General features: G+C 61.8%; 23 protein-coding genes. 19 read left to right on the top strand and 4 right to left on the bottom strand.

The genetic code is table 11. From position 1 onward, the window contains the following. Positions 1-191: 191 nt before the first annotated feature. Positions 192-2345 carry a transglycosylase domain-containing protein gene (locus Q1A89_RS11315; RefSeq protein WP_299727732.1) on the top strand — a complete coding sequence of 718 codons (2154 nt, stop codon included), beginning with the start codon at positions 192-194 and terminating at the stop codon, positions 2343-2345. Between the two features lie 10 nt (positions 2346-2355). On the opposite strand, the gene Q1A89_RS11310 is transcribed toward Q1A89_RS11315, so the two are convergent. Both Q1A89_RS11310 and Q1A89_RS11305 read right to left on the bottom strand, forming a co-directional pair. Next, complete coding sequence (locus Q1A89_RS11310; protein ID WP_299727731.1) at positions 2356-2943, bottom strand: ABC transporter substrate-binding protein; 588 nt, start codon at positions 2941-2943, stop codon at positions 2356-2358. Position 2944: 1 nt separating this feature from the next. Beyond that, positions 2945-3706 carry a VacJ family lipoprotein gene (locus Q1A89_RS11305; protein WP_299727729.1) on the bottom strand — a complete coding sequence of 254 codons (762 nt, stop codon included), beginning with the start codon at positions 3704-3706 and terminating at the stop codon, positions 2945-2947. Positions 3707-3869: 163 nt separating this feature from the next. On the opposite strand from Q1A89_RS11305, the gene Q1A89_RS11300 reads away from it, so the two are divergent. The 7 genes from Q1A89_RS11300 (at position 3870) to Q1A89_RS11270 (ending at position 10589) form a co-directional block, all read left to right on the top strand. Continuing rightward, positions 3870-5606: a type I secretion system permease/ATPase gene (locus Q1A89_RS11300; RefSeq protein ID WP_299727727.1), complete on the top strand. Its 1737-nt coding sequence runs from the start codon at positions 3870-3872 to the stop codon at positions 5604-5606. After that, entirely contained in the window at positions 5603-6904 is a 1302-nt protein-coding gene (locus tag Q1A89_RS11295; RefSeq protein ID WP_299727724.1) for an HlyD family type I secretion periplasmic adaptor subunit, read from the top strand. The genes Q1A89_RS11300 and Q1A89_RS11295 overlap by 4 nt, the downstream gene beginning before the upstream one ends. A 72-nt stretch (positions 6905-6976) precedes the next feature. After that, positions 6977-7435 (top strand): RidA family protein, encoded by a 459-nt coding sequence (locus Q1A89_RS11290; protein ID WP_299727721.1) that lies wholly within the window; start codon positions 6977-6979, stop codon positions 7433-7435. Beyond that, positions 7432-8199 (top strand): glycerophosphodiester phosphodiesterase family protein, encoded by a 768-nt coding sequence (locus Q1A89_RS11285; RefSeq protein WP_299727718.1) that lies wholly within the window; start codon positions 7432-7434, stop codon positions 8197-8199. The genes Q1A89_RS11290 and Q1A89_RS11285 overlap by 4 nt, the downstream gene beginning before the upstream one ends. 51 nt (positions 8200-8250) lie before the next feature. After that, complete coding sequence (locus Q1A89_RS11280; protein WP_299727715.1) at positions 8251-9438, top strand: GNAT family N-acetyltransferase; 1188 nt, start codon at positions 8251-8253, stop codon at positions 9436-9438. Then, positions 9435-9731, top strand: a complete 297-nt coding sequence (locus tag Q1A89_RS11275; RefSeq protein WP_299727712.1) for a 4a-hydroxytetrahydrobiopterin dehydratase — start codon at positions 9435-9437, stop codon at positions 9729-9731. The genes Q1A89_RS11280 and Q1A89_RS11275 overlap by 4 nt, the downstream gene beginning before the upstream one ends. A 3-nt stretch (positions 9732-9734) precedes the next feature. Continuing rightward, positions 9735-10589: a mechanosensitive ion channel domain-containing protein gene (locus tag Q1A89_RS11270; RefSeq protein ID WP_299727709.1), complete on the top strand. Its 855-nt coding sequence runs from the start codon at positions 9735-9737 to the stop codon at positions 10587-10589. 62 nt (positions 10590-10651) lie between these two features. Here the strand turns inward: Q1A89_RS11270 and Q1A89_RS11265 are convergent, their stop codons facing one another. Next, positions 10652-11140, bottom strand: coding sequence for a peroxiredoxin (locus Q1A89_RS11265; protein WP_299727706.1), 489 nt, complete (start codon positions 11138-11140; stop codon positions 10652-10654). Positions 11141-11226: 86 nt separating this feature from the next. On the opposite strand from Q1A89_RS11265, the gene Q1A89_RS11260 reads away from it, so the two are divergent. Then, the gene (locus tag Q1A89_RS11260) at positions 11227-12429 is read left to right on the top strand and encodes an FAD-dependent oxidoreductase (protein WP_299729134.1); all 1203 of its coding nucleotides are present in this window, start codon (positions 11227-11229) and stop codon (positions 12427-12429) included. Further along, complete coding sequence (gene rsmD, locus Q1A89_RS11255; protein ID WP_299727703.1) at positions 12426-12971, top strand: 16S rRNA (guanine(966)-N(2))-methyltransferase RsmD; 546 nt, start codon at positions 12426-12428, stop codon at positions 12969-12971. Before Q1A89_RS11260 ends, rsmD begins: the two co-directional genes overlap by 4 nt. Here rsmD and uraH read toward each other — a convergent pair. Next, positions 12968-13327 carry a hydroxyisourate hydrolase gene (uraH, locus tag Q1A89_RS11250; protein ID WP_299727701.1) on the bottom strand — a complete coding sequence of 120 codons (360 nt, stop codon included), beginning with the start codon at positions 13325-13327 and terminating at the stop codon, positions 12968-12970. The genes rsmD and uraH overlap by 4 nt on opposite strands. A gap of 62 nt (positions 13328-13389) precedes the next feature. Here uraH and puuE point away from each other — a divergent pair, with 62 nt between their 5' ends. The 9 genes from puuE (at position 13390) to rmuC (ending at position 24506) form a co-directional block, all read left to right on the top strand. Beyond that, positions 13390-14808 (top strand): allantoinase PuuE, encoded by a 1419-nt coding sequence (puuE, locus tag Q1A89_RS11245; RefSeq protein ID WP_299727699.1) that lies wholly within the window; start codon positions 13390-13392, stop codon positions 14806-14808. Further along, positions 14805-15617 carry a bifunctional allantoicase/(S)-ureidoglycine aminohydrolase gene (locus tag Q1A89_RS11240; RefSeq protein ID WP_299727697.1) on the top strand — a complete coding sequence of 271 codons (813 nt, stop codon included), beginning with the start codon at positions 14805-14807 and terminating at the stop codon, positions 15615-15617. The genes puuE and Q1A89_RS11240 overlap by 4 nt, the downstream gene beginning before the upstream one ends. Continuing rightward, entirely contained in the window at positions 15604-16092 is a 489-nt protein-coding gene (locus tag Q1A89_RS11235) for an ureidoglycolate lyase (RefSeq protein ID WP_299727695.1), read from the top strand. Before Q1A89_RS11240 ends, Q1A89_RS11235 begins: the two co-directional genes overlap by 14 nt. 47 nt (positions 16093-16139) lie before the next feature. Continuing rightward, on the top strand, positions 16140-17459 hold the full coding sequence (locus Q1A89_RS11230) for a nucleobase:cation symporter-2 family protein (RefSeq protein ID WP_299727693.1): 1320 nt from the start codon (positions 16140-16142) through the stop codon (positions 17457-17459). A 207-nt stretch (positions 17460-17666) separates the two neighbouring features. Continuing rightward, positions 17667-19055, top strand: coding sequence for a cytochrome ubiquinol oxidase subunit I (locus Q1A89_RS11225; RefSeq protein ID WP_299727691.1), 1389 nt, complete (start codon positions 17667-17669; stop codon positions 19053-19055). A 4-nt stretch (positions 19056-19059) separates the two neighbouring features. Continuing rightward, on the top strand, positions 19060-20070 hold the full coding sequence (locus tag Q1A89_RS11220) for a cytochrome d ubiquinol oxidase subunit II (RefSeq protein WP_299727689.1): 1011 nt from the start codon (positions 19060-19062) through the stop codon (positions 20068-20070). 122 nt (positions 20071-20192) lie between these two features. Next, positions 20193-21401 (top strand): urate hydroxylase PuuD, encoded by a 1209-nt coding sequence (locus Q1A89_RS11215; protein WP_299727687.1) that lies wholly within the window; start codon positions 20193-20195, stop codon positions 21399-21401. Between the two features lie 76 nt (positions 21402-21477). Further along, positions 21478-23274, top strand: coding sequence for a DNA mismatch repair endonuclease MutL (mutL, locus tag Q1A89_RS11210; RefSeq protein WP_299727685.1), 1797 nt, complete (start codon positions 21478-21480; stop codon positions 23272-23274). Beyond that, the gene (gene rmuC / locus Q1A89_RS11205) at positions 23271-24506 is read left to right on the top strand and encodes a DNA recombination protein RmuC (RefSeq protein WP_299727683.1); all 1236 of its coding nucleotides are present in this window, start codon (positions 23271-23273) and stop codon (positions 24504-24506) included. The genes mutL and rmuC overlap by 4 nt, the downstream gene beginning before the upstream one ends. Positions 24507-24531 lie beyond the last annotated feature (25 nt).

Raw genomic sequence — 24531 nt, 5'->3', positions numbered from 1 at the left:
TCGCGTCGCAAAGATTTGGCGGGTGAATTAGGGGGACGCTTCGGAGGCATGTGCATAAAAAATGCGCAAACCCATTGATCCGCACAAAAAATACGCAAACAAGAATCGTGATGAGCTTTTGTCTGGGCGTGGCAATGCCCGTCAAAGTCGATATGGTGGCATGAAACAAAAGGCCGGGCAGGGGTCGACAGATGCGTGATTCAAAAAAGGGCAAACGGCCTTTGGTGGCGGACCGTCGCTATGGCAAAAAGCCCAAGAAACCGACGACCAAAAAGGCAGCACCGGTGCGCCGCAAGCGCAGTCCGCGCAAAAAGCCGACGGGCAATATCCTCACCCGCCTGTTTCGCTGGGTCCTGCGCCTGATCTGGAAAATCACATGGCGCGTGTCGCTGGCGGCTTGCGCCGTTCTGGCCATGTTTGTCGGCTATTACTGGACCACCCTGCCGGATGTGAACACTTTGCTGGATGGTCGCGCCCGCGGGTCGGTGACGTTGCTGGACCGCGATGAACAGATTTTCGCCCGTCGGGGCGATCAGTTTGGCGGAGCGGTGACCGCACAGTCGGTGGCGCCTGCCCTGAGAGACGCGGTTGTCGCGACCGAGGACAAGCGGTTCTACCGCCATTTCGGCCTCAGCCCCCGCGGCATCGCCAGTGCCGTGCGCATCAACCTGAGCGAAGGGCGCGGGCCGCTGTCTGGCCATGGCGGGTCGACCATCACGCAACAGACCGCCAAGCTGCTGTGTCTGGGCGAGGAATATGTCGCCGCCGACTGGGAGAATGAGGCGGAATATGTCGCCGATTGCCGTCGCACCTCGATCCAGCGCAAGGCCAAGGAAGCGATCTATGCCCTCGCGATGGAGGCGAAGTATTCCAAGGATGAAATCCTGTCGATCTACCTCAACCGCGCCTATATGGGCGGCGGGGCCTATGGGGCCGAAGCGGCAGCACAACGGTACTTCGGTGTTCCTGCCTCTGATGTGAACCCGTCGCAGGCGGCGATGATTGCAGGTCTGCTGACGGCGCCGTCGCGTTTGGCGCCGACGTCTGATCTTGATCGCTCGCATGCGCGGGCTGCCACCATCCTGCGCCTGATGGGCGAACAGGGCTATTTGTCATCAGCCGAGGTCGCGCAGTGGCAAAAGAACCCCTCGGGCCTAGCCCCGGCGGCGCGGCGCAATGCAGGCGGATATTTTGCCGATTGGGTGATGTCCACGGGCCCGGAATTTTTTACCCGCAACACCGCCGAAGACGTGATCATCCGCACCACGCTTGATCAGCGCCTGCAACGCGCTGCCGAAGAGGCGGTAAATTTCGTCTTTGAGAACAAGGTGCGTGAAGGATCAAAAGCGCAGGCCGCCGTCGTGGTGATGAGTGCTGATGGTGCGGTGCGTGCCATGGTGGGCGGGCGCGAAACGCGTGCCTCCGGTGTGTTCAACCGCGCCATTCAGGCCGAACGTCAGACGGGGTCTGCCTTTAAACCCTTTGTCTATGCCGCCGCCCTCGAACTGGGCCATTCGCCCTTGTCGACGGTCGATGATGCGCCGATGACGATAGACATCCCCGGTTCCGGCCCGTGGTCACCGCGCAATTACACCAATAACTATCGTGGGCGTGTGACCCTGGTTGAGGCCTTGCAGGATTCGCTGAATATCCCGGCGGTCAAAGTGTCTGAATCCGTGGGGCGCGATCTGGTGCGCCGCGTGGCCAGCGATTTCGGCATCGAAAGCGATCTGGCCGCTGGCCCCGCACTGGCGCTTGGCGCATCGGAAAGCACGCTGCTGGATATGACAGGGGCCTATGCGGGTATTCTGAATGGCGGCTCGTCTGTGACGCCCTATGGTCTGGTCGATTTGCGTCTCCAGGGGGATGACGCGCCCCTGATGGGCACCGGCGGCGGTATCCGCGAGCGGGTGATTGGCGACAAGGCCGCTGCGGAGTTGATCTGGATGATGGAGAAGGTCGTGAGCCAGGGCACGGGCCGTCGCGCCCAGTTTGGCGGGCGCGAGATTGCGGGCAAGACAGGCACCACCCAAGCCGCCCGTGATGCGTGGTTCATTGGCTTTACCGCCGATTACGTGGCCGGTGTCTGGATGGGCTATGACGACAACACGCCGCTCACCGGGGTGACAGGCGGTGGTCTGCCGGCCGAGATCTGGCGCGAGGCAATGTCGCGCGTGCACGAAGGGCTGCCCGCCCGCGGCCTGCCGATGCGCGCGCCCGACGGGTTTCAGGTGCAGCAACCCCAGCAAGCGCCCGCACAGCCGCGACAACGCGAGGTGCCACGCACAACCGAAGGTCTGATCGAAATGCTGGTGCGTGAAATTCTGGGTGGCGGCAACCGCTAGGCCACCGCGCCTACCCGGCGGAGCCCAGATCGCGGATCATCGCGTCGATGTTTCCGCCATTGCGGTCGATCAGTGCGCCCACCTCGGCCCGTTCGGTCAAAAGCAGGTTGATACCTTCGATGAACATGTTGAAGAACAGATCCCGCCCGGACCGGTCTGACACATGGAAGGTGACGGTAAACGGGGACTCGCCCTGCAGGAAGGCGGTGGTGTCGACCTCGTACCAGTTCTTGACCTGGCGCACCGCCTTGACCTCAAGCCGTCCACCAATGAATTCGCGGAACCGCTTGCCGTATTTGCGCGCCACATAGCCCTGGAACGCATTGGAAAAGGCACGTTTCTGCGCGTTCGAGGCGCTGCGCCCATCCGCACCCATCGCGTAGGCGGCGATGTAAGACGTGTCGCTGTAGCGCTGAAAGATACGCTCGAATTCGGAAATCATCGCGTTTTCGTTCTTGCCCGAGGCAATGACCGCGTTGATGTCGCCGACGACGGTGTCGATCAAACGCTCGGCACTTGCTTTGTTCAATGCCCATGCGGGCAGGGCCGGGGCCACTACTGCTACACCTGTCAGCGCCAGAAAATCACGTCGTTGCATATCAAAATCCCTCGGTATCCAATTCAAACGGGTCAATGGTGGTGGTTGATTCCGTATCGCCCAGCTTGAACCGGCGGTTTTGCAGATAGATCAACCGGGCCTGCGCATAGCTGTCCGCACTCTCATAGAGGATCGAATCCACTGTGTCGGCAAAACGCCCCCGATAACCCAGCCCGGATGCGGCAGAGGCGGCGGTGCCATAATACTCCTCGGGGCTTTCGAGAATATAGCTGAGCGGGTTGGTAAACAAATCGACAAACCGCCCAGTAGCGCTGCGCGTGGTCGACGGGCCAAGCACTGGCAGCTCAAGATAGACCCCCTCGCCCGCGCCCCAGACATAAAGCGTTTCACCGAAATCCGTGTCGTGATCGGCCATCTTGAATTCGGTGGCCGGATCGAAAAAGCCGAGCAATCCAAAGGTCGAATTGATGGTAAAGCGCAAGGTGGCATTGCCAAATCCGCGCAAATCACCCTGCAGCAGGCTGTTCACCATGACCGAAGGCTTGCCCAGATTGGTGGCAAAGTTGCCGATCGTGTCTTCGATCTCGTCCGGCAGGACCGATGAATAGCCGACAGCCGCCGGGCGCACGATGGCGCGGTCCAGACCACGGTTAAAGGCATGCACCTTGCGGTTCTGCGTCTCGTAAGGGTCGTTGATCCCTGCAGGCGTCACGGCCGTCTGGTTGGTTCCCGCGCAGGCCCCCACAAAACAAATAACAAGCACAAGTGCGGCAGCACGGTGCAGGCGGGTAAATAAAGACAATTAAAATCTCCGGCGTGTTCGTAACGATTACCTAGTGTTTCTGTGCAAAATGCACAGGGCACGCAATGTCGATTTATCCGGATGTGGCTGTTGCGTGACACAAGGTAGGGTCAACAGCCGGGGTTCGCCCAGAGTTGTTCCAAGGGCGAGCGAAAAGGTGCTGATGCGACATGATCTGACACAGCGCGGGCGGGCAGAACTGCGCGCCACCCGTCGCAAAAGCCGTGCGCTGTATTGGGTTGTCGGCCTGTTCAGCCTGTTTGCGAATCTGCTGATGCTGACCGGGCCGATGTACATGTTGCAGGTCTATGACCGCGTGTTGGGCAGCAAAAGCGAGGAAACGCTGATCGCCCTGTCGCTGCTGGCTGTGTTTCTCTACGGCGTGATGGGGCTGCTCGATTTCGTGCGCGGGCGCATCATGGCGCGGGTCGGGGCCCGGTTTCAGATCGCCCTTGATCGCCGTGTGTTTGATGCGGTAGTGCGCAAGTCCGCCGTCGCGCCGGACGCGCGCGCACAATCCGGACTGGCCGATCTAGAGGCGATCCAGCGGCTGATGACCTCGCCTGTGCTGATGGCGATGTTCGATCTGCCTTGGACACCGATTTTTCTCGCCGCGATCTTCATTTTTCACCCCATGCTGGGTTGGTTGGCGGTCGGCGGCGGTGCCGTTCTGATCCTGATTGCAGGTCTCAACCAGTTCCTGTCGCGCTTGCCGCAACTGCGCGCCGGGCAGGCAGGCCAAACCGCGGGTCAGATGTCGGACCAGCTGCGCATTGAGGCCGAGATGGTGCAGGCGATGGGCATGCGCGACGCTGGTTTTGACCGCTGGCAGCAGGCGCGGGGACAGGCGCTTGAGGAACAGATACGGGCGGCGGATATCGGCGGTGGGTTTACGTCACTGACCAAGACGCTGCGGCTGTTCTTGCAAAGTGCGATGCTGGGTCTGGGTGCCTTTCTGGTGCTGCGCGGGGAAATGACACCCGGCGCGATGATTGCGGGCTCGATTTTACTGGGCCGCGCCTTGGCCCCGATTGAAGTGATGTTGGGCCAATGGCCCGTGGTGCAGCGCGGCCTGAAAGGGTGGGACGCGCTATCCACCTTGCTGGGCGAAGTGTTGCCTGAGCCGCCGCGCACCGCCTTGCCCGTACCTGCTGCGCATCTTGTGGCCCGGGGGCTGAGCGTTGTGCCGCCGGGCGATCGGACGCCAGCGCTGCGCAACCTGTCTTTCGCCTTGCCGCCCGGGCAGGCGCTGGGTGTGATCGGCCCGTCAGGCGCGGGGAAATCAACGCTGGCCCGATGTCTGACGGGGGTCTGGCCTCCGGCTGCCGGATCGATCCGTCTGGATGGCGCCGCACTGGATCAGTTTGCGCCGGGCGTGCTGGGCCGTCACATCGGATACCTCCCCCAACGGGTGCAGTTGTTTGACGGAACGATTGCCGAAAATATCGCCCGGCTGTCCTTGCAACCCGACGCGGCCAAAGTGGTGGCTGCAGCGCAAAAGGCGGATGCGCATACCATGATCCTTGAACTGCCCGAGGGCTATGACACCCGCATTGATGCCGCTCAACAGCGTCTGTCGGGTGGGCAAATTCAACGCATAGGTCTGGCACGCGCGCTTTATGGCGATCCGGTTCTGCTGGTGTTGGATGAGCCGAATTCGAACCTCGACAATGAGGGCACGCAAGCGCTCAACACTGCCATTCGTGCGGCCAAGGGCGATGGGCGCTCTGTCATGATCATGGCGCATCGCCCGGCTGCTATACAGGAATGCGACCTGTTGCTGGTGCTGGAGGGCGGGGCCTGCACGGCCTTTGGGCCCAAGGATGACATCCTCAAATCCATGATCAAGAACCACCATGATATCCAGCGTGCGCCGATCCGCGCCGGGGGGGTGGCATGACCCAAAACAGATGGTCCGCCACACTGCCCGTTGGTGTGGGCCTGCTGGCCTTGCTGGTCCTGTTGGGCGGGTTTGTGGCCTGGGCCACGCTGACCCAGATCGCCGGAGCCATCATCGCGCCGGGCCGGATTGAAGTGGATCAGAACCGCCAGATCGTGCAGCACCCGCAAGGCGGAGTTGTCGCCGAAATCGCCGTCAAGGAAGGCGACGCGGTACAGGCGGGGGACCTGCTGATCCGCCTGGATGTGGCGCAGATGCAATCCACCCTCGCCATTGTCGAAGGGCAGTTGTTCGAATTCATGGCCCGCCGGGGCCGACTGGCGGCCGAGCGGGATGGCCTTGATACGGTGCGTTTCGATGCGGAACTGACCCAAGAGGCCCAGGCCCGCGCCGAGGTGCGCGAATTGATGGACGGGCAGCGTGCGCTGTTTGGCGCGCGGCGCGATTCCGTGGCGCGTCAAAGCCAGCAGCTGGCCAAGCGTGCAGATCAGACCCGCAACCAGATCGTCGGGATCAATGCGCAAGAGGCGTCGCTGATGCGTCAGCGCAGCCTGATCGAACAGGAACTGGTTGCCCAGCAAAGCCTGCTGGAGCGTGGGCTGACTCAGGCCTCGGGCGTGCTGGCGCTGCAACGGCAGGCGGCGGCGCTGGACGGGCAATTGGGTGAGCTATCCGCATCGCGCGCGCAGGCCGAACAACGCATCACCGAAATCGAGATCGAGGTGCTGCGTCTGACCTCGACCCGGCGCGAAGAGGCGATCACCCAACTGCGCGACCTGCGAGCCCGCGAGCTGGAGCTGATCCAGGAACGCATGGCCCTGTCTGCGCAGATCGACCTGATGGAGATTCGCGCACCCGTGTCCGGCATCGTCTACAATATGCGCGTCCAATCCATGCGTTCGGTTGTGCGCGGTGCGGATCCAGTGCTGTTTCTGATTCCGCAGGACCGTCCACTGGTGATCGCGGCACGGGTCGATCCGCTCCATATCGATCAGATCGTGGCAGGTCAGATGGTCAACCTGCGCTTTTCCGCGCTGGATCAGCGCACGACTCCGGAATTGGTCGGGCAGGTGGCGCTGGTGTCTGCCGATGCGTTCGAGGATGAGGCGCTTGGCGCCAATTATTACCGGGCGGAAATCGTGTTGAACCCCGGCGAATTGGCCAAGCTGGCCGAGGGGCAGGTACTGATCCCCGGCATGCCGGTCGAGGCGTTTATTCGCACCGCGGATCGCTCGCCGCTGGCCTACCTGATCCGGCCCATGGCGGATTATTTCAACCGGGCGTTTCGCGAATCCTGATCTTGGGTCTTTTACGTTGCGGAGCTAGGGTCTAGCGTCCGCATCAGAACCAGACCCTGAAAGGATCACACGATGTCCATCGCCTCCCGTCTTGCCGAGCTTGGTGTCGACCTGCCCGACGCTCCGGCCCCCGCCGCCAATTACGTGCCCTTCGTCCAGATCGGCGACATCGTCTACGTCTCCGGCCAGATATCGAATGGCCCTGATGGCCTGATCACCGGCAAATTGGGCGCGGACATGGATGTCCCTGCAGGCGCGGCAGCGGCCAAGTCCTGCGCCATCAGCCTGCTGGCACAGGTCAAGGCGGCCTGCGGCGGCGACATCGACCGGCTGGTGCGGGTGGTCAAACTGACCGGGTTCGTCAATTCGACGGCTGATTTCACCGAACAGCCCAAGGTCATCAACGGCGCGTCCGATTTTCTGGTCGAGGCCCTCGGTGACGCCGGGCGGCACAGCCGGTCAGCCGTGTCAGCCGCGTCACTGCCGCTGGGTGTCGCCGTCGAAATCGAAGGCATCTTTCAGGTCAAATGACACCCCGGCTTGATCCCGCCTTTCTTGCAGCACCTTTAGCGCATCGCGCGCTGCATGACGTCGCCGACGGTCGCCCGGAAAACAGCCGGGCCGCCATCACGGCCGCCATATCCCACGGCTATGGCATCGAGATCGACGTGCAGTTGACGGCGGACAACGTGGCCGTGGTCTTTCACGACTACGCGCTTGAGCGGTTGGCCGAAGGGTCCGGGCCGGTGCGGGCGCGTGCCGCATCCGAGCTTGGCGCGATTCCGTTGCGCGGTGGATCAGAGGGGATACCTGATTTGCCCGAAGTGCTGGCGCTGGTGGCAGGGCGCGTGCCCCTGCTGATCGAGATCAAGGATCAGGACGGAGCCATGGGGGATCAGATCGGCCCGCTTGAGGCGGCGACCGCTGCGGCACTTGATGGCTATACCGGCCCGGTCGCGATCATGTCGTTCAACCCGCATGCGGTCGCGCGCATGGCGGAACTGTGCCCCGATATCCCGCGCGGGTTGGTGACCAGCGCCTATGATCCAACCAGTTGGCCCTTGTCCAAGGCGACCTGCGACAGGCTGCGCGAGATTCCCGATTTTGACCGGGTCGGTGCCAGTTTTATCAGCCACGAGGCCGCAGACTTGCCGCGCCGGCGGGTGTCGGACCTCAAGGCGCAGGGCGCAAACATCCTGTGTTGGACAATCCGCTCGCCCGAGGCCGAGGCAGAGGCGCGCAAGATCGCTCAGAATGTGACCTTTGAAGGGTATCTCGCCGCCCATCCTGGTTGAACCCGCGCCCGACCACCACACATTGACGGCCAAAGCCCAAAAGGAATGCGCGTGTCCGAGCAAGAGATCGAAATCCGTGTACTGCCGAGCCTCGATGCGATTGATGCCGTAACATGGGATGCCTGCGCCTGTCCGGAGGCGGCGAATGGCGCGCGACCGAACGATCCGTTCACAACGCACCGGTTCCTGAAGGCGCTGCAGGACAGCAATTCAGTTGGGCCGGGCACGGGTTGGCAGCCGCAATATCTGCAAGCGGTGATGCAGGGGCAGACCATCGGGGTCGCGCCGATGTATGCCAAGGGCCATAGCCAGGGCGAATATATCTTTGATCACAACTGGGCCCATGCCTATGAACGCTCGGGCGGGCGCTACTATCCGAAACTCCAGATCGCGGTGCCGCACACCCCCGCCACGGGGCGGCGGTTTCTGACCCATCCGGATTTCGCCGAGACCGGGTTTTCGGCGTTGGTGCAGGGCGCGGTGCAACTGGCAGACACCAATAACCTCAGCTCACTGCACGTGACATTCTGCACCGAGGACGAGCGGGAAACCGGGGCCGCGCTGGGCCTGATGGCGCGCACCACGCAGCAGTTTCACTGGCTCAATGACAGCTACGCAGATTTCGACGCTTTCCTCGCCAGCCTCAGCAGCCGCAAGCGCAAGAACATCCGCAAGGAACGCAGGCAGGCGCAAGAGTTTGGCGGCACGATCCAGACTTTTTCTGGCGATGATCTGAAACCCGAGCATTGGGATGCGTTCTGGGAATTCTATCAGGACACCGGCGCGCGCAAATGGGGCACGCCCTACCTCACCCGCCGGTTCTTTGACATCGCCCAAGAGACATTGCGCAATGACATGGCGCTGGTTCTGGCTGAGCGGGATGGACGTTATGTGGCGGGCGCGTTGAACTTTATCGGGGCACAGACGTTATACGGTCGATATTGGGGTTGTGTGGAGCATCACCCGTTCCTGCATTTCGAGTTGTGCTATTATCAGGCCATCGATATCGCCATCGCCCGAGGGCTGGCGCGGGTCGAGGCCGGGGCACAGGGCGAACACAAGCTGGCGCGGGGGTATCTACCGACACAGACCCACTCCCTGCACTGGGTGAATGACGCAGGTTTTGCGGATGCCATTGCCAACTACCTTCAGGCCGAACGTGAGGCGGTCGAGGAAGAGATCGAAATTCTCACGGAGTACGGGCCCTTCAAACGGGTCAAGATTGAGGAACAGGAATGACAGAACGCCTAAGCGAAGAGACGCGGGACACCCTGCTGGATCCGCTGCTGAAAACCGGGTGGGAGGTCGTGCAGGGGCGCGACGCCATCCACAAGACCTTTCGCTTCGACAACTTTGTCGATGCTTTTGGCTGGATGACCCGTGTCGCCATCTGGGCCGAAAAGTGGGATCACCATCCCGAATGGTCCAATGTCTACAAGACGGTGGAGGTGACGCTGACCACGCATGATGTGGGCGGCGTCAGTCCGCTGGACATCAAGCTGGCGCGTAAAATGGACGGGCTGGCGGGCTAGGCCATGGAGTACATTCAAAACATCATGTCCACCGAAGTGTGGAACGGGAAAACTGTCGGCGATTTTCTGTCGGTGGAGTTTCTGGCGTCCTTTTTCGGTTCCGTTCTGGCGGCCATCACGATCCTCGTCATCGGCTGGATCATTGCGGCGTGGCTGGGCCGTCGCGTCCGCAAGCTGGGTCTGGCGCACAAGCATCTGGACGACACGCTGTTCAACTTTCTGGGATCGATCGTGCGCTACACGATCCTTGCCTTCACGATCCTGATTGTCCTCAACACCTTTGGCGTGCGCACCACATCCGTTGTTGCCGCTGTCGGTGCTGCTGGTCTGGCCATCGGTCTGGCCTTGCAAGGCACCTTGTCCAATGTGGCTGCGGGCGTGATGCTGATCCTGTTTCGGCCCCTCAAGATCGGCGATTTCGTCGAAGTGGCAGGCAAGATGGGCACGGTCAAGGACGTGACCCTCAATTTCACGGAACTGGCCAATGTCAGCAATGTGCAGGTGATCATCCCGAACGCCGAGGTTTGGGGCAATGTGATCGACAACTATTCGGCCTATCCAACCCGGCGGGTCGAATGGACCTTTGGCGTTGGGTACGGGGCCAATCTGAAACAGGCCGAGGCGGTTATTCTGGACACGATCATGGCGGATGAACGATCGCACAGCTCGCCTGAGCCCTTCATTCAGGTCAACAACCTCAATGACAGTTCGGTCGATTTTCTGGTCCGGGTCTGGTGCAAGAGTGGCGACTATTTCCAGTATCAGGCGGATATGAAGCGTCGGGTGAAAGAGGCGTTGGATGAGGCCTCGGTCCCTATCCCGTTCCCGACGCGCACCATCATTCAAGCCGCGGAGTGACCCAAAGGAAAAAGGCCCCCGAAACCGGGGGCCTTTTGCATCATGTTTGATTTGGCTCGGGCTTACATGGAAGCAAGCAATCCTTCACCGCCCGAGACATCGCAGACGCCGGGATTTTCCTCTTCCTGGATCAGCGTCACCGTGCCGTCCTCAACCACCATCGCATAGCGTTGGGAGCGGTTGATCAGACCGGCGGGCGGGGCAGTAAAATCGCGCCCCATCGCCTTGGTAAAGGACGCATCGGCATCCCCTAGCATGGTAATTCCGGCCGCTGCGGCCCCGGTGGAGTCGCCCCATGCCTTCAGCACGAAGGGGTCGTTGACCGACAGGCAGATGATCTCGTCCACACCCTTGGCCGCGAACTGATCCTTGGTCCGGATAAAGCTGGGCACGTGGGCAGTGCTGCACACGCCCGTATAGGCGCCGGGCAGGGCAAAGATCACGACTTTGCGCCCTTTTGTCTTTTCGCTGAGCTGGACTGTCGCCGGGCCCTCTTCGCTCATATAGACCAGAGTTGCGTCCGGAAGTGTGTCGCCTTGGGAAATCGCCATGTGTGGCCCCTTTCTTGGAATTGCATGCACCTTGGGGTGCGATATAGGCTGACCGTCGGCAAAGGGCGAGAACAAAGGTTAAAATGATGGACCACGTGGTTGTGATCGGGGCAGGGCAGGCGGGCGCATCCTGCGTTGCCAAGTTGCGCAATGGCGGGTTCGAAGGCGACATCACCCTGATCGGGGCCGAGCCTGTTCCGCCCTATCAGCGCCCGCCCCTGTCCAAGGCCTACCTGATGGGCGACATGCCGCTTGAGCGGTTGTTTCTGCGTCCGGAGGCGTTTTACGCCGATCAGCGCATTGATCTGCGCCTTGGCGCTGAGGTGTCGGCCATCGACACAGAGGCGCGGACCGTGACCGCCGGTGATGACGCGCTGACCTACTCCGATCTGGTGTTGGCCACGGGATCGGTGCCGCGCCGATTGCCTGCCGCCATCGGTGGCGATTTCGACGGCGTTTTTGTCGTGCGTGATCTGGGGGACGTCGATGCGATGTCCCCGCGTTTCGTCGAAGGCGCGCGTGTGCTGATCGTGGGGGGCGGGTATATCGGGCTTGAGGCGGCCTCGGTTGCGTCGAAACTGGGACTGAAAGTGGTTCTGGTCGAGATGGCGGAACGTATCCTGCAACGTGTCGCCGCACCAGAGACCAGCGATTTTTTCCGCGCCCTGCATGCAAGCCACGGTGTGGATATCCGCGAGGGCGTGGGCCTTGATCATCTGACAGGGGAGGGCGCTGTTTCGGGTGCGGTTCTGTCGGATGGCAGTGCGCTGGAAGTAGATTTCGTCATTGTCGGTGTCGGCATTGCGCCGGGCACCGCGCTGGCTGAGGCCGCCGGGATCACCATCGACAACGGGATTGCGACTGATGCGCAGGGCCGCACCTCAGCACCGCATGTCTGGGCGGCGGGGGATTGTGCGTCCTTTCCCTATCGTGACGGGCGCATTCGGCTTGAAAGTGTGCCCAATGCCATCGATCAAGCCGAATGCGTGGCCGAAAACATTATGGGGGCACAGCGCGACTATGTCGCCCGCCCGTGGTTCTGGTCCGATCAATACGATGTCAAATTGCAGATTGCAGGGCTGAACACCGGCTATACAGATGTGGTGAGCCGCGATGGCGGTGCGGCCAAGTCGTTCTGGTATTACAAGGATGATACGCTGCTGGCGGTCGACGCTGCCAACGATCCGCGCGGTTATATGATCGGCAAACGGCTGATCGAGGCAGGCAAGAGCCCGCCGCCCAGCGTCATCGCCGACCCGGCCAGCGACCTCAAGGCGCTGCTGAAGTGAGGATCATCGCCGGGCGCTGGCGCGGTGTACCCCTTGCCGGTGTGGGCAAGGGCGATCCGGGTGCGCATCTGCGCCCCACGCCGGACCGCGTGCGCGAGTCGTTGTTTTCGATGCTCAACAGTCGCGGTGTGATCGAAGGCGCGCATGTCATTGATCTGTTTGCAGGCACCGGTGCGCTGGGTCTTGAGGCGCTGTCGCGTGGGGCGGCGCATGCCGTGTTTGTTGAAAACGGGCGCGTGGGGCAGCGCCTGATTGCGGACAACATCGCCAAGCTGGATGCGGGTGATGAGGCGCAACTGCTGCGCAGTGACGCAACGCGCGGCATGACTTGGTCCGGTGCGCCCTTTGATCTGGTGTTCATGGACCCGCCTTATGGCAAGGGTCTGGGGGAACGTGCGCTGGATGCCGTGCGCGACTTTCTTGAACCCGGTGCACTGGTCGTTTGGGAGGAAAGTGCGGGCATGATTGCGCCCGACGGCTTTGCGCCCGTGGATCAGCGCAAGTTCGGAACGTCCCACATCACGCTGATCGAACGGGTCTAGCTGCCCCGATAGGTTGAATAGCCAAAGGGCGAGAGCAGCAGCGGCACATGGTAATGCGCGCCCTCGTCCGTGATTCCGAAGCGGATGGGTATCTGGTCGAGGAATTTGACGTCATCATTGTTTAGCCCGTGTTCGTCCAGATAGTCGCCGCAGAAGAAGATCAGCTCATACTGGCCCGCCTTCATTTTGCCCTCGGGCAGGATCGGTGCGTCGGTGCGCCCGTCTGCGTTGGTCTCTGCCTCAGCGATTTTGCGGTGCGAATTGCCCGACACCCGATAGAGCGCGATCTTGATACCCGCGCCGGGCATGCCGCGCGCCGTGTCCAGCACATGGGTGGTCAGATATCCTGTGGCCATTGCATCCCGCCTCATCATCGCTCAGATTGTGGGCATCTCACTCCGTTTCCGAAGGGAAGTCCATGGCCGACCAGAGCCGCCGTTACCCACGCGATTTTCAGGGGCATGGGGCTGACCGGCCGGATGCAGCCTGGCCCGGAGGTGCGCGGATCGCTGTTTCTTTCGTCTTGAACTACGAAGAGGGTGGCGAAAACTGCCTGTTGCACGGCGATGCGGCGTCCGAGGCGTTCCTGTCCGAAATCGTGGGCGCAGCCCCGTGGCCGGGGCAGCGGCATTGGAACATGGAAAGCATTTATGACTACGGCGCGCGGGCCGGGTTTTGGCGATTGCACCGCCTGTTCACCGAAACACGCGTGCCGGTCACCGTCTATGGTGTTGCCACGGCCCTTGCCCGCAGTCCCGCACAGGTCGAGGCGATGCAGGGCGCGGGCTGGGAAATCGCCAGCCACGGGCTGAAGTGGATCGACTACAAGGATCACTCCCCCGAGGATGAAGCCGCCGACATGGACGCAGCTATCAAGCTGCATACCGAGGTCACCGGCAACCGCCCCAAGGGCTGGTACACGGGCCGCTGTTCGGTGAACACGGTGGCGCTCGCCTCGGAACGTGGTTTTGACTGGATCAGCGACACCTATGACGATGATCTGCCCTATTGGACCCGTATCGCGGATAAAGATCAGCTGATCATTCCCTATACGCTCGATTGCAACGACATGCGTTTTGCCACGCCGCAGGGGTTCAATTCGGGCGACCAGTTCTTTGCCTACCTGCGCGACAGTTTCGACGCACTCTATGCCGAAGGTGTGGCGGGGAAGTCCGCGATGATGAGCATCGGGTTGCACTGCCGCCTGATCGGCCGGCCGGGTCGGGTGCAGGCGCTGCGCAAGTTCATTGACTATGTGCAAGGGCATGAGGGTGTGTGGTGCGCACGTCGGGCTGACATCGCCACGCATTGGGCACAGGCGCATCCGCCGCAAGCCACAAGGGGTTGGCATCTGATGGACAAGGCCAGCTTTGTAGATGCTTTTGGCGGTATCTTTGAACATTCGCCGTGGATCGCCGAAGGGGCGTGGGCGCTGGAACTTGGTCCAGCCCATGACACGCCCCAAGGGTTGCACAGCGCGCTTTGCCGTGTGTTTCGCGCGGCATCGGATGACCAGCGCATGGAGGTGCTGCGCGCCCACCCCGATCTTGCAGGCAAACTGGCCGCGGCCAAGCGGCTGACGGCGGAAAGCACTTCTGAACAGGCGAGTGCGGGACTGGATGCGCTGACGGACGCCGAGCGCGAACAGTTCGACTCGCAAAATAGCGCTTATGTGGCCATGCACGGCTTTCCTTTCATCATCGCCGTCAAGGACCACGACAAGGCGGGCATCCTGCGCGCCTTTGAACGGCGGATCGCCAATGACACCGCAACCGAATTTGCAGAGGCCTGCCGTCAGGTCGAACGCATCGCGCGGCTGCGACTGGAGGCCCTATGACCACCTATGCCTTCCCCCCCGGTGGCCATCCGGATCAAAGCACATCGCCAGTGGGCACAGCCATCTTCACCGATGCTTACGCGGTCATCCCCGCCATCACGCAGCGCGATATCGTCACCTCGTTCCTGCCCGGATGGGATGGCACGCGGGCGTGGATTCTGGCGCGTCCCCTTTCGGGATTTGCCGAAACCTTTGCCCAATACGCGATCGAGTTGTCCCCCGAGGGCGGCAGCAACAATCCTGAACCGGACATGGACGCGCAGGCGATCCTGTTCGTGGCCCATGGTACGGCGCATCTGACATTGGGGACCGAGTTGCACGTGCTGCAGCCGGGTGGGTACGCCTATATCCCGCCGGGCGCGCGCTGGACCCTTTGGAACCGGGATCAGACGAATTGCGGCGTACACTGGATCCGCAAGAAATTCGTGCCCGGTGACGGGCTGAGCCCGCCCGAGCCGGTGGTGACCCACGACACGGATATACACGCGGTGCCCATGCCCGGAACCGATGGCGCATGGGCCACGCAGCGTTTTGTCGATCCGCTGGATTTGCGCTATGACTGTCACGTCAATCTGGTCAATTTCCTGCCCGGCGCGCGCATTCCTTTTGCCGAAACCCACGTGATGGAGCATGGGATCTACGTGCTGCAAGGCACTGCAGAGTACCTACTGAACACCGATTGGGTCAGCGTCGGCCCCGGCGATTTCATGTGGTTGCGCGCGTTCTGCCCGCAGGCCTGTATCGCGACGGGGACCGAGCCGTTCCGATATCTGCTCTACAAGGATGTGAACCGGCATGTTCCGCTCTGACATTCGCTGCCAGCCGCTGAGCGCAGAGGCGTTTGCGCGCTTTGGTGATGTGTTGGACTGTTCCGGCGACCCGGACAGGATGATCAACGCGGGGATGTGCGGGCGCTTTCATGACCGCGCACGGATGGAATTTGGTGACGGGCGCGCAGGCCTCAGCCTGTTTCACGCCACCCCGCGCGCGCTGCCCTACACCCTTGATCTGCTGGAGCGTCATCCCGAGGGCAGTCAGGCCTTTATCCCGATGTCAGAACATCCGTTTCTGGTCACCGTCGCCCCGGATCAGGACGGGGTGCCCGGCGTGCCGCTGGCCTTTCTGACAGCCCCGGGTCAGGGCATCAATCTGCACCGTGGTACATGGCACGGCGTGCTCACCCCGCTGCACTTGCCCGGAATGTTTGCAGTTGTGGACCGGATCGGGTCGGGGGCAAACCTGCAGGAGTTTTCCCTTGATCCGCCATACCGTGTGGTTCACTAGATTTGTCACAGCCGCGAAAAAGACGGCGACAAATAGGGACAACGACAATGACTGACATGACTGACGGGATGTACTCAGACCCGAATGAAACCCCGCCTCTGGCCGAGGCGGTGCCTCTGGGCTTGCAACACGTGCTCGCGATGTTTGCCTCGAACGTGACGCCTTCGATTATCGTGGCGGGGGCGGCCGGGCTGGCCTTTGGCGGGCCAGAACAGGTCTATCTGATCCAGATGGCGATGCTGTTTGCCGGGGTTGCGACCCTGTTTCAGACCATTGGCCTTGGGCCAATCGGGGCGCGTCTGCCCATCATGCAGGGTACCAGTTTTGCCTTTGTGGGGGTGCTGGCCGGGATCGCAGCCACCCAAGGGCTGAGCGTCGCGCTCACCGCGTGCCTGATCGGCGGGGTGATCCACTTTTTCCTCGGCTCGGTCATTCAGCATCTGCGGTTTCTGTTTCCGCCGCTGATCACCGGCCTCGTGATCCTTGCCATCGGTCTGTACCTGATCCCGGTGGCGATCAAATATGCCGCCGGCGGGGCCGCGCCCTTTCAGATGGAGGCCGAAAGCTTTGGCTCTCTGATGCATTGGAGCGTGGCGCTGAGCGTGGTGATTGTCGCCCTTGTGCTCAAGTTCTTCACCAAGGGCATCATCTCGAACGCGGCGATCCTGATCGGCCTTGTTGTCGGCTATCTGCTCGCCATTGTCTTTGGCATGGTGAATTTTAGTGCCGTGGGCAATGCGGCCCTGTTTGTCACGCCTCAGCCGCTGCCGTACGGGTTCGAATTCAGCCTCGGCGCGGTCATCGCGGTCACGCTGGTCAGCATCGTGTCGGCGATTGAGACGGTCGGTGACGCGTCGGCCACGACCAAGGCAGGCGCCGGGCGCGAAGCAACGGACAAGGAGATCGCCGGCGCGACCTATGCGGACGGATTGGGCACTGCCGTGGCTGCCGTCTTCGGTGGGTTGCCCAACACGTCGTTCAGCCAGAACGTGGGCATTGTCGGTATGACCGGCATCATGTCGCGCCACGTGGTCACCATCGGTGCGCTGTTCCTGATCCTGTGTGGGTTGATCCCCAAGGTCGGCGCGATCATCGCCTCGATGCCCTTGCCGGTTCTGGGCGGCGGTGTGATCGTGATGTTCGGCATGGTGGCCGCCGCTGGCCTCAACGTGCTCAGCGAGGTCAATATGAACCGGCGTAACATGGTGATCATCGCCGTGTCGCTGGCGGCGGGTCTGGGTCTCAACCTTGTGCCATCGGCAGTGCAATATCTGCCCGGCGTGGTCAAGACGCTGATGACATCTGCCGTGGCGCCAACTGCGGCGGTGGCGATCTTCCTCAATCTGCTGCTGCCTGACGAGGTCTGACCACCAAGATCGGATAACCAACTCGAAAAGCGGGGGCAGTGCCTCCGCTTTTTGCGTTTTGGTCTGCGCGGATATTCAAGACCCGCGACAATACGCGCATGTCGGGCACATGCGCATGCTGTCGCACCTCCGGTGATATTAAGGCTTTGCCCGCTATATCAGCATCAAGACGCGAATTCTTGGCGGTTTTGACCATCGGAGGCTCACATGGACACCCTAATGCTGTCCCGCATTCAATTCGGAGCGAACATCTCGTTCCACATCCTGTTCCCAACGATCACGATCGCGCTGGGCTGGGTGCTCTTGTTCTTCAAACTGCGCTTCAATGCGACAGGTGATGACAAGTGGATGGAGGCCTACCGGTTTTGGGTCAAGGTCTTTGCCCTGTCCTTTGCCATGGGGGTTGTGTCGGGCATCACTATGTCTTTCCAATTCGGCACCAACTGGCCCGGGTTCATGGAGATCGTCGGCAATATCGCGGGGCCGCTCCTCGCTTACGAGGTTCTGACGGCCTTTTTCCTTGAGGCGGTGTTCCTTGGGATCATGCTGTTCGGTTTTTCGCGCGTGCCGGGGTGGTTGCACACCACCGCGACGTTCCTTGTGGCCTTTGGCACCACGATGTCGGCCTTCTGGATCATCGTGCTGAATTCGTGGATGCATACGCCACAGGGCTATGAAATGCGCGATGGTGTGGCCTTTGCCACCGACTGGATGGCGATCATCTTCAACCCGTCGATGCCCTATCGCTTTATCCATATGCTTCTGGCCTCGGGTCTGACGGTTGCGTTCCTCGTGGCTGGCTTCAGCGCCTTTCGCTGGCTGCTGGGCGACCGGTCCGAAGGGGTCCGGGCAACGCTGAAAACCGGCGTCTATCTGGGTGCTTTGCTGATCCCTGTGCAGATCTTCATGGGGGACTTGCATGGCCTCAACACGCTGGAACACCAGCCCCAAAAGGTCGCCGCGATGGAAGGCAACTGGGACACCGGGCCGAGCGTTCCGCTGCTGCTGTTCGCCCTGCCGGACGAAGAGGCGCGCGAGAACCGATTTGAAGTCGGCATTCCCAACGGCGCTTCGCTGATCCTCAAGCACAAAGCCGATGGTGTGGTTCCCGGGCTCAATGACTTCGTGACCGAAGACGGCGAGGTGCTGCACCCGCCCGTCGCCCCGGTGTTCTGGTCCTTCCGGATCATGGTCGGCACCGGGTTTGCCATGCTGTTCCTCAGTTGGGGCGCTGCATTCCTGATGCTGCGCAAGGGGCGTGGTCCTGAAGGTCTGCCTAAACTCGTGACATATGCGATGGTGCCGATGGCCTTTTCGGGTTGGGTGGCGACCCTTGCGGGCTGGTACACCACCGAAATCGGGCGCCAACCTTGGCTCGTGCAGGGTGTCCTGACCACCGAGATGGCCGTGGCCGATGTGCCCGCACCTTTCGTGGCAATCACGCTGACCACGTATCTGGCCATCTACGTGCTGCTGCTCGGGGCCTATATCGGCGTGCTGTTTTACCTTGCGCGCAAGGCGGCCCATGGGGACATCCCGCGCCGCCGCACCCCTCAATCGGGCGAGGCGATCACACGCACCGTCCCAGCGGAGTAGTGACATGGAACTCTTTGGCGATCCGGCACAATGGCTGCCATTCACCTTTGCCGCGCTCATGGGCGTGTCGATCCTGATCTATGTGGTCCTTGACGGATTTGATCTGGGCGTGGGGGTTCTGTTCCCCTTCGCCTCGAATGATGAAAAGGACATGATGGTGGCCTCGATCGGCCCGTTCTGGGACGCGAACGAGACGTGGCTGGTGCTGGCCATCGGCCTGTTGCTGGTGGCCTTTCCAACAGCGCATGGCACAATCCTGACCGCGCTTTACCTGCCTGTGGCCATCATGCTGATCGGGTTGATCCTGCGCGGCGTGGCCTTCGAATTCCGGGTCAAGGCGCCGACCCCGCACAAGGCGACATGGAACTGGCTGTTCTTTGCAGGTTCGCTGATGACCTCGCTGGCACAGGGTTTCATGCTGGGCAAATACGTCATGGGGTTGGAAAGCACGCTGGGCACATGGGTCTTTGCGATGATCACTGCCGTGTTCCTCACCGTCGCCTATTCCTTTATCGGGGCATGCTGGCTGATCCTGAAAACCGAATACACTCTGCAGGCCAAGGCGGTGGACTGGGCCAAGGGCGGCATCTGGGGCCTCGTTCTCGGGCTCGGGGCGGTGTCTTTGGCCACACCACTGGTCAGCCCGCGCATTTTCGACAAGTGGTTCACCTTCCCCGAAATCTTTATTCTGGCCCCGCTGCCCATCATGTCGGCGGCGCTGGTCTGGTTGCTTTGGCGGTCGCTGCAAGTCCTGCCCAACCCTACGGACGCAGGCGCGCGTACTCCCTTTCTTTACGCCATCGCGCTGTTCGTACTGGCCTTTGGCGGGTTGGCCTATTCCTTTTACCCGTACGTCGTGCCGGAAAAGCTGACGATCTACGAGGCCGCCAGCGCGCCCGAAAGCCTGTTCATCATCCTCGTCGGCACCGTTTTCGTCCTTCCGATGATTGGCGGCTACACCGCGCTCGCCTATACCATCTTCAAGGGCAAGGCGGCCGAATTGCGCTACGACTAGGCTTCTTCTGACCAAAAATACCACGGGGGAGGCCGAAGGCCGGGGGCAGCGCCCCCCTGGAAGCCCTTTCGTCTCCCCACTCGCCCGTCTAGTCTAGCAGGCGAAACCAAGGGGACACACCAATGTACGATCTGGCCGCACTGGGCGCATGGGCCGAATTCGCTATTCGCTGGCTGCATGTGATCACGGCGATCGCGTGGATCGGGTCATCCTTCTATTTCATCGCGCTTGATCTGGGCCTGCACCGCGATCGCAACCTCAAAAGCGGTGCGGATGGCGAGGAATGGCAGGTGCATGGGGGTGGATTCTATCACATCCAGAAATACCTCGTGGCCCCGGCGGATATGCCCGACGGGCTGATCTGGCACAAATGGCAAAGCTATTGGACATGGATAAGCGGCTTTGCCCTGCTGGTGCTGGTCTACTATCTTGGCGCAGAATTCTACCTGATTGATCCGGCCGTGATGGACCTCGCGCCTTGGCAGGCGGTGGGCATCTCGCTGGCCTCGCTCGCCTTTGGCTGGTTGGTCTACACGCAGTTGTGCAGCCTGTTCGTGAATGCCAACCAAACCACGCTGATGGTGGCGCTTTTTGCCGTGCTGATCGCGATGGCTTGGTTTTATACGCAGGTGTTCACGGGCCGCGCCGCACTGCTGCATCTGGGCGCCTTCACCGCCACGATCATGTCGGGCAACGTGTTTTTTGTCATCATCCCGAACCAGAAAGTCGTGGTCGACGACCTGATGGCCGGGCGCACGCCAGATGCAAAATACGGCAAGATCGCCAAACAGCGGTCGACCCACAACAATTACCTAACTCTGCCGGTCATCTTCCTGATGCTGTCCAACCACTACCCGCTGTCCTTTGCGAGCCCGTACAATTGGATCATCGCCAGCCTCGTCTTTCTGATGGGCGTCACGATCCGGCACTGGTTCAACACGCATCACGCGCGCACAGGCAACCCGCATTGGACATGGGGGGCGACCGCGCTGATTTTTATCGCCATCGTCTGGCTCAGCACGGCACCCGCACCTGATCGCGAGGCACGGCTGCTTACCCGATTTGCGGAGGCGGAAGGGTTCACACAGGTTCATGACATCGTGCTGGGCCGGTGCAGCATGTGCCATGCGGCTGAACCCGTCTGGTCCGGGCTGCTCTGGGCGCCCAAGGGGGTGAGGCTCGAAACCGAAGGGGATCTGACCCGCAATGCCCGCGCCATTTACCTGCAATCGGGGATCAGTCACGCGATGCCGCCGGCAAATCTGAGCTATATGGAAGAGGACGAGCGCGCGGCTATCGTCGCCTGGTACCGCGCTGCACTTGATGGTTGAGATGTAAGGCGGACGTGTCATCCGCCCCACCGCAAGGTGTGGTCGAATCGCAGCCCATCATGCTAAGTCTTGTGGCATGAACGACCAGACCCCCAACATACGTCCCGTGATCCGCCAACTCGACACTGCGGCTGTCAACCGCATCGCAGCGGGCGAGGTGGTCGAACGTCCGGCATCTGCCGTCAAGGAACTCGTTGAAAACGCAATAGATGCAGGCGCCCGCCGCATCGGGATCGACGTGTCGGGTGGTGGCAAAATCCTGATCCGGGTGACGGATGATGGCTGCGGAATCGCGGCCTCTGACCTGCCGCTCGCGCTCAGCCGCCATGCCACGTCCAAGATCGACGGATCGGATCTGCTCAACATCCACACCTTCGGCTTTCGCGGCGAGGCATTGCCCAGCCTCGGGGCCGTGGGCCGCCTGACCATCACCAGCCGCGTGCCGGGTGAAGGTGCTGCCGAAATCACCGTCGCAGGTAGCGTCACCTCGCCCATCAAACCCGCCGCGCTCAACAACGGCACGGTTATCACCCTGCGCGATCTGTTCTACGCCACGCCAGCGCGCCTCAAATTCCTGCGCACCGACCGGGCGGAGGCGCAGGCGATCACTGATGTGGTCAAGCGCCTCGCCATGGCCGAACCCTTCATCCGGTTCGAGTTGCGCGACGTGACAGGCGATCCGCGTACCGTGTTCCGGGCCGAGGCGCAGACAGGTGATCCCATGGCCGCCTTGCGCGCGCGACTGTCGGATGTGCTGGGTACCGAATTTGCGGAAAACAGCATTGCCATCGACACGATGCGCGAGGGGCTGCACCTGACTGGCTATGCCGCTTTGCCGACCTACTCGCGGGGCGCGGCGGTGGCGCAATTCCTGTTCGTCAATGGACGGCCCGTCAAAGACAAGCTGCTGACCGGGGCATTGCGCGCCGCCTATTTCGATTTCCTCAGCCGGGATCGCCATCCTGCGGCGGCGCTATTCGTCGATTGCGACCCGCAACTGGTCGACGTGAACGTGCACCCGGCGAAATCCGAAGTGCGCTTTCGCGATCCGGGCCTTGCACGTGGGCTGATCGTTTCGGGCCTGCGACACGCACTGGCTGACGCTGGCCATCGTGCGTCTTCGACCGTGGCGACGGCCACACTGGGGGCCATGCAACCCGAACCAACCGCGCCGCGTGTCTACCAGATGGACCGGCCCAGCCTTGGGCCGCGTGCCTCATCGGGCTTTGCCGAAATGGCGCAAGACTATAGCGCGCAGGTGGTCGAAACCCCGCCCGAGGCGGACCCGTCTGACCTGCCCCTGGGTGTCGCGCGCGGGCAGTTGCACGAAAACTACATCGTCGCCCAGACCGCCCATGGCATGGTGATCGTGGATCAGCACGCAGCCCACGAACGGCTGGTTTATGAAAAGCTGAAGGCCCAGATGGCCGAGACAGGAGTCGCGGCGCAGGCCCTGCTGATCCCCGAGATTGTTACACTGTCGCCGGCCGAGCGCGACGCGCTGATGGAGATCGCAGACGATCTGGCCCGCGCGGGTCTGGGCATCGAGCCTTTTGGCGGGGATGCCATCGCCGTGCGGGAAACGCCCGCGATCCTCGGTGAAGTGGACGCCACGGCGATGATCCACGACATTCTGGACGAGTTGTCCGACCTCGGCTCCAGCCATTCCGTGCAGGCGCGGATCGAGGCGGTCCTGTCTCGCGTGGCCTGCCATGGCTCCGTCCGGTCGGGGCGGCGCATGCGGGGCGAGGAAATGAACGCCCTGCTGCGCGAGATGGAGGCGACACCCCATTCCGGCCAGTGCAACCACGGGCGGCCGACATATGTTGAACTCAAACTGGCCGATATCGAACGGCTGTTCGGGCGGACATGATCCAGATCGGTGAAATGACAATCGACACCTCGGACCCGCTGGTCATCGCGGGACTGGTCGGTGCCGCGGTGGCGCTGCTGATTGTTGTGCTGCTGATTGCCGCCCTGCGCGCCGCTGGCCGTTCGGCCCGCGCGAGCGAGCCGCTGGCGCAGCAGCTTGGCTATCTCGGGCAGCACGTGCAGGGACTGGCGCAAGGACAGGAAGGCTTGCGCGCCTCGATCCAGACGGTGTCTGACACGTCGACCACCGGGCAGGCGCAACTGGCCCAGACCATCGAACAGCGCCTCGCCCACGTGCAGCAGCAGATGCAGGACCGGCTGGCGGACAATGCGATGCGCAGTCAGCGCGGCCTGACCGAAATGCAGGAACGGATGAAGGAAACGCTGCACGGCTCGTCCAAACAAACCACAACCAGCCTGACGCAGCTGCAGGAACGCCTCGCGTCCATCGACAAGGCGCAGGACAACATCACCAAACTGTCCGGCGACGTTTTGTCGTTGCAGGATATCCTGTCCAACAAGCAGACGCGGGGGGCCTTCGGGGAAATTCAGTTGCGCGATATCGTGTCCAAGGCGTTGCCGAGCGACAGCTATGCGCTGCAGCACACGCTTTCCAATGGAAAGCGTGCCGATTGTCTGATCGACCTGCCCAACCCGCCGGGCCCCATCGTGATTGACAGCAAATTCCCGCTGGAGGCTTACGAGGCCCTGCGTGCCGCCGACACGGATCTCGCGCTCAAAGCGGCGGTGGCGCAGATGAAGGTTGCTGTGAAAAAGCACATCACTGACATCTCTGACAAATACATCATCGAGGGCGAGACGGCGGATGGCGCACTGATGTTTCTGCCCTCCGAAGCGGTCTATGCCGAACTGCACGCCAATTTCCCCGATCTTGTGCGCGCAGGGTTTGATGCGCGGGTGTGGATTGTTTCACCCACCACCTGCATGGCTACGCTGAACACGATGCGCGCGATTCTCAAGGATGCGAGGATGCGCGAACAGGCCGGCGAGATCCGCAAGATGCTGCGCAACCTGCACCGGGATGTAGAGCTGGTGGTGGAACGCGCAGGTAAGTTGGAAACCCATTTCGATCAGGCCCGCCGGGACGTCGAAGGGATCGCGACCGCTGCGGAACGGGCGGGCAAGCGGGCGGCCCGGTTGGACAATTTCGACTTTGAAGAGGTCGAGGCTCCGACACCAAACGTCGTGCCATTGCAAGCCCCGGACAACTAGGGCGCTGCACAGCTGCGCCTTACGG

The sequence above is a fragment of the uncultured Tateyamaria sp. genome, assembly GCF_947503045.1.
Taxonomy (GTDB): domain Bacteria; phylum Pseudomonadota; class Alphaproteobacteria; order Rhodobacterales; family Rhodobacteraceae; genus Tateyamaria.
Note: the sequence above shows the minus strand (reverse complement) of the source record. Positions and strands in the feature narration are given on the sequence as shown.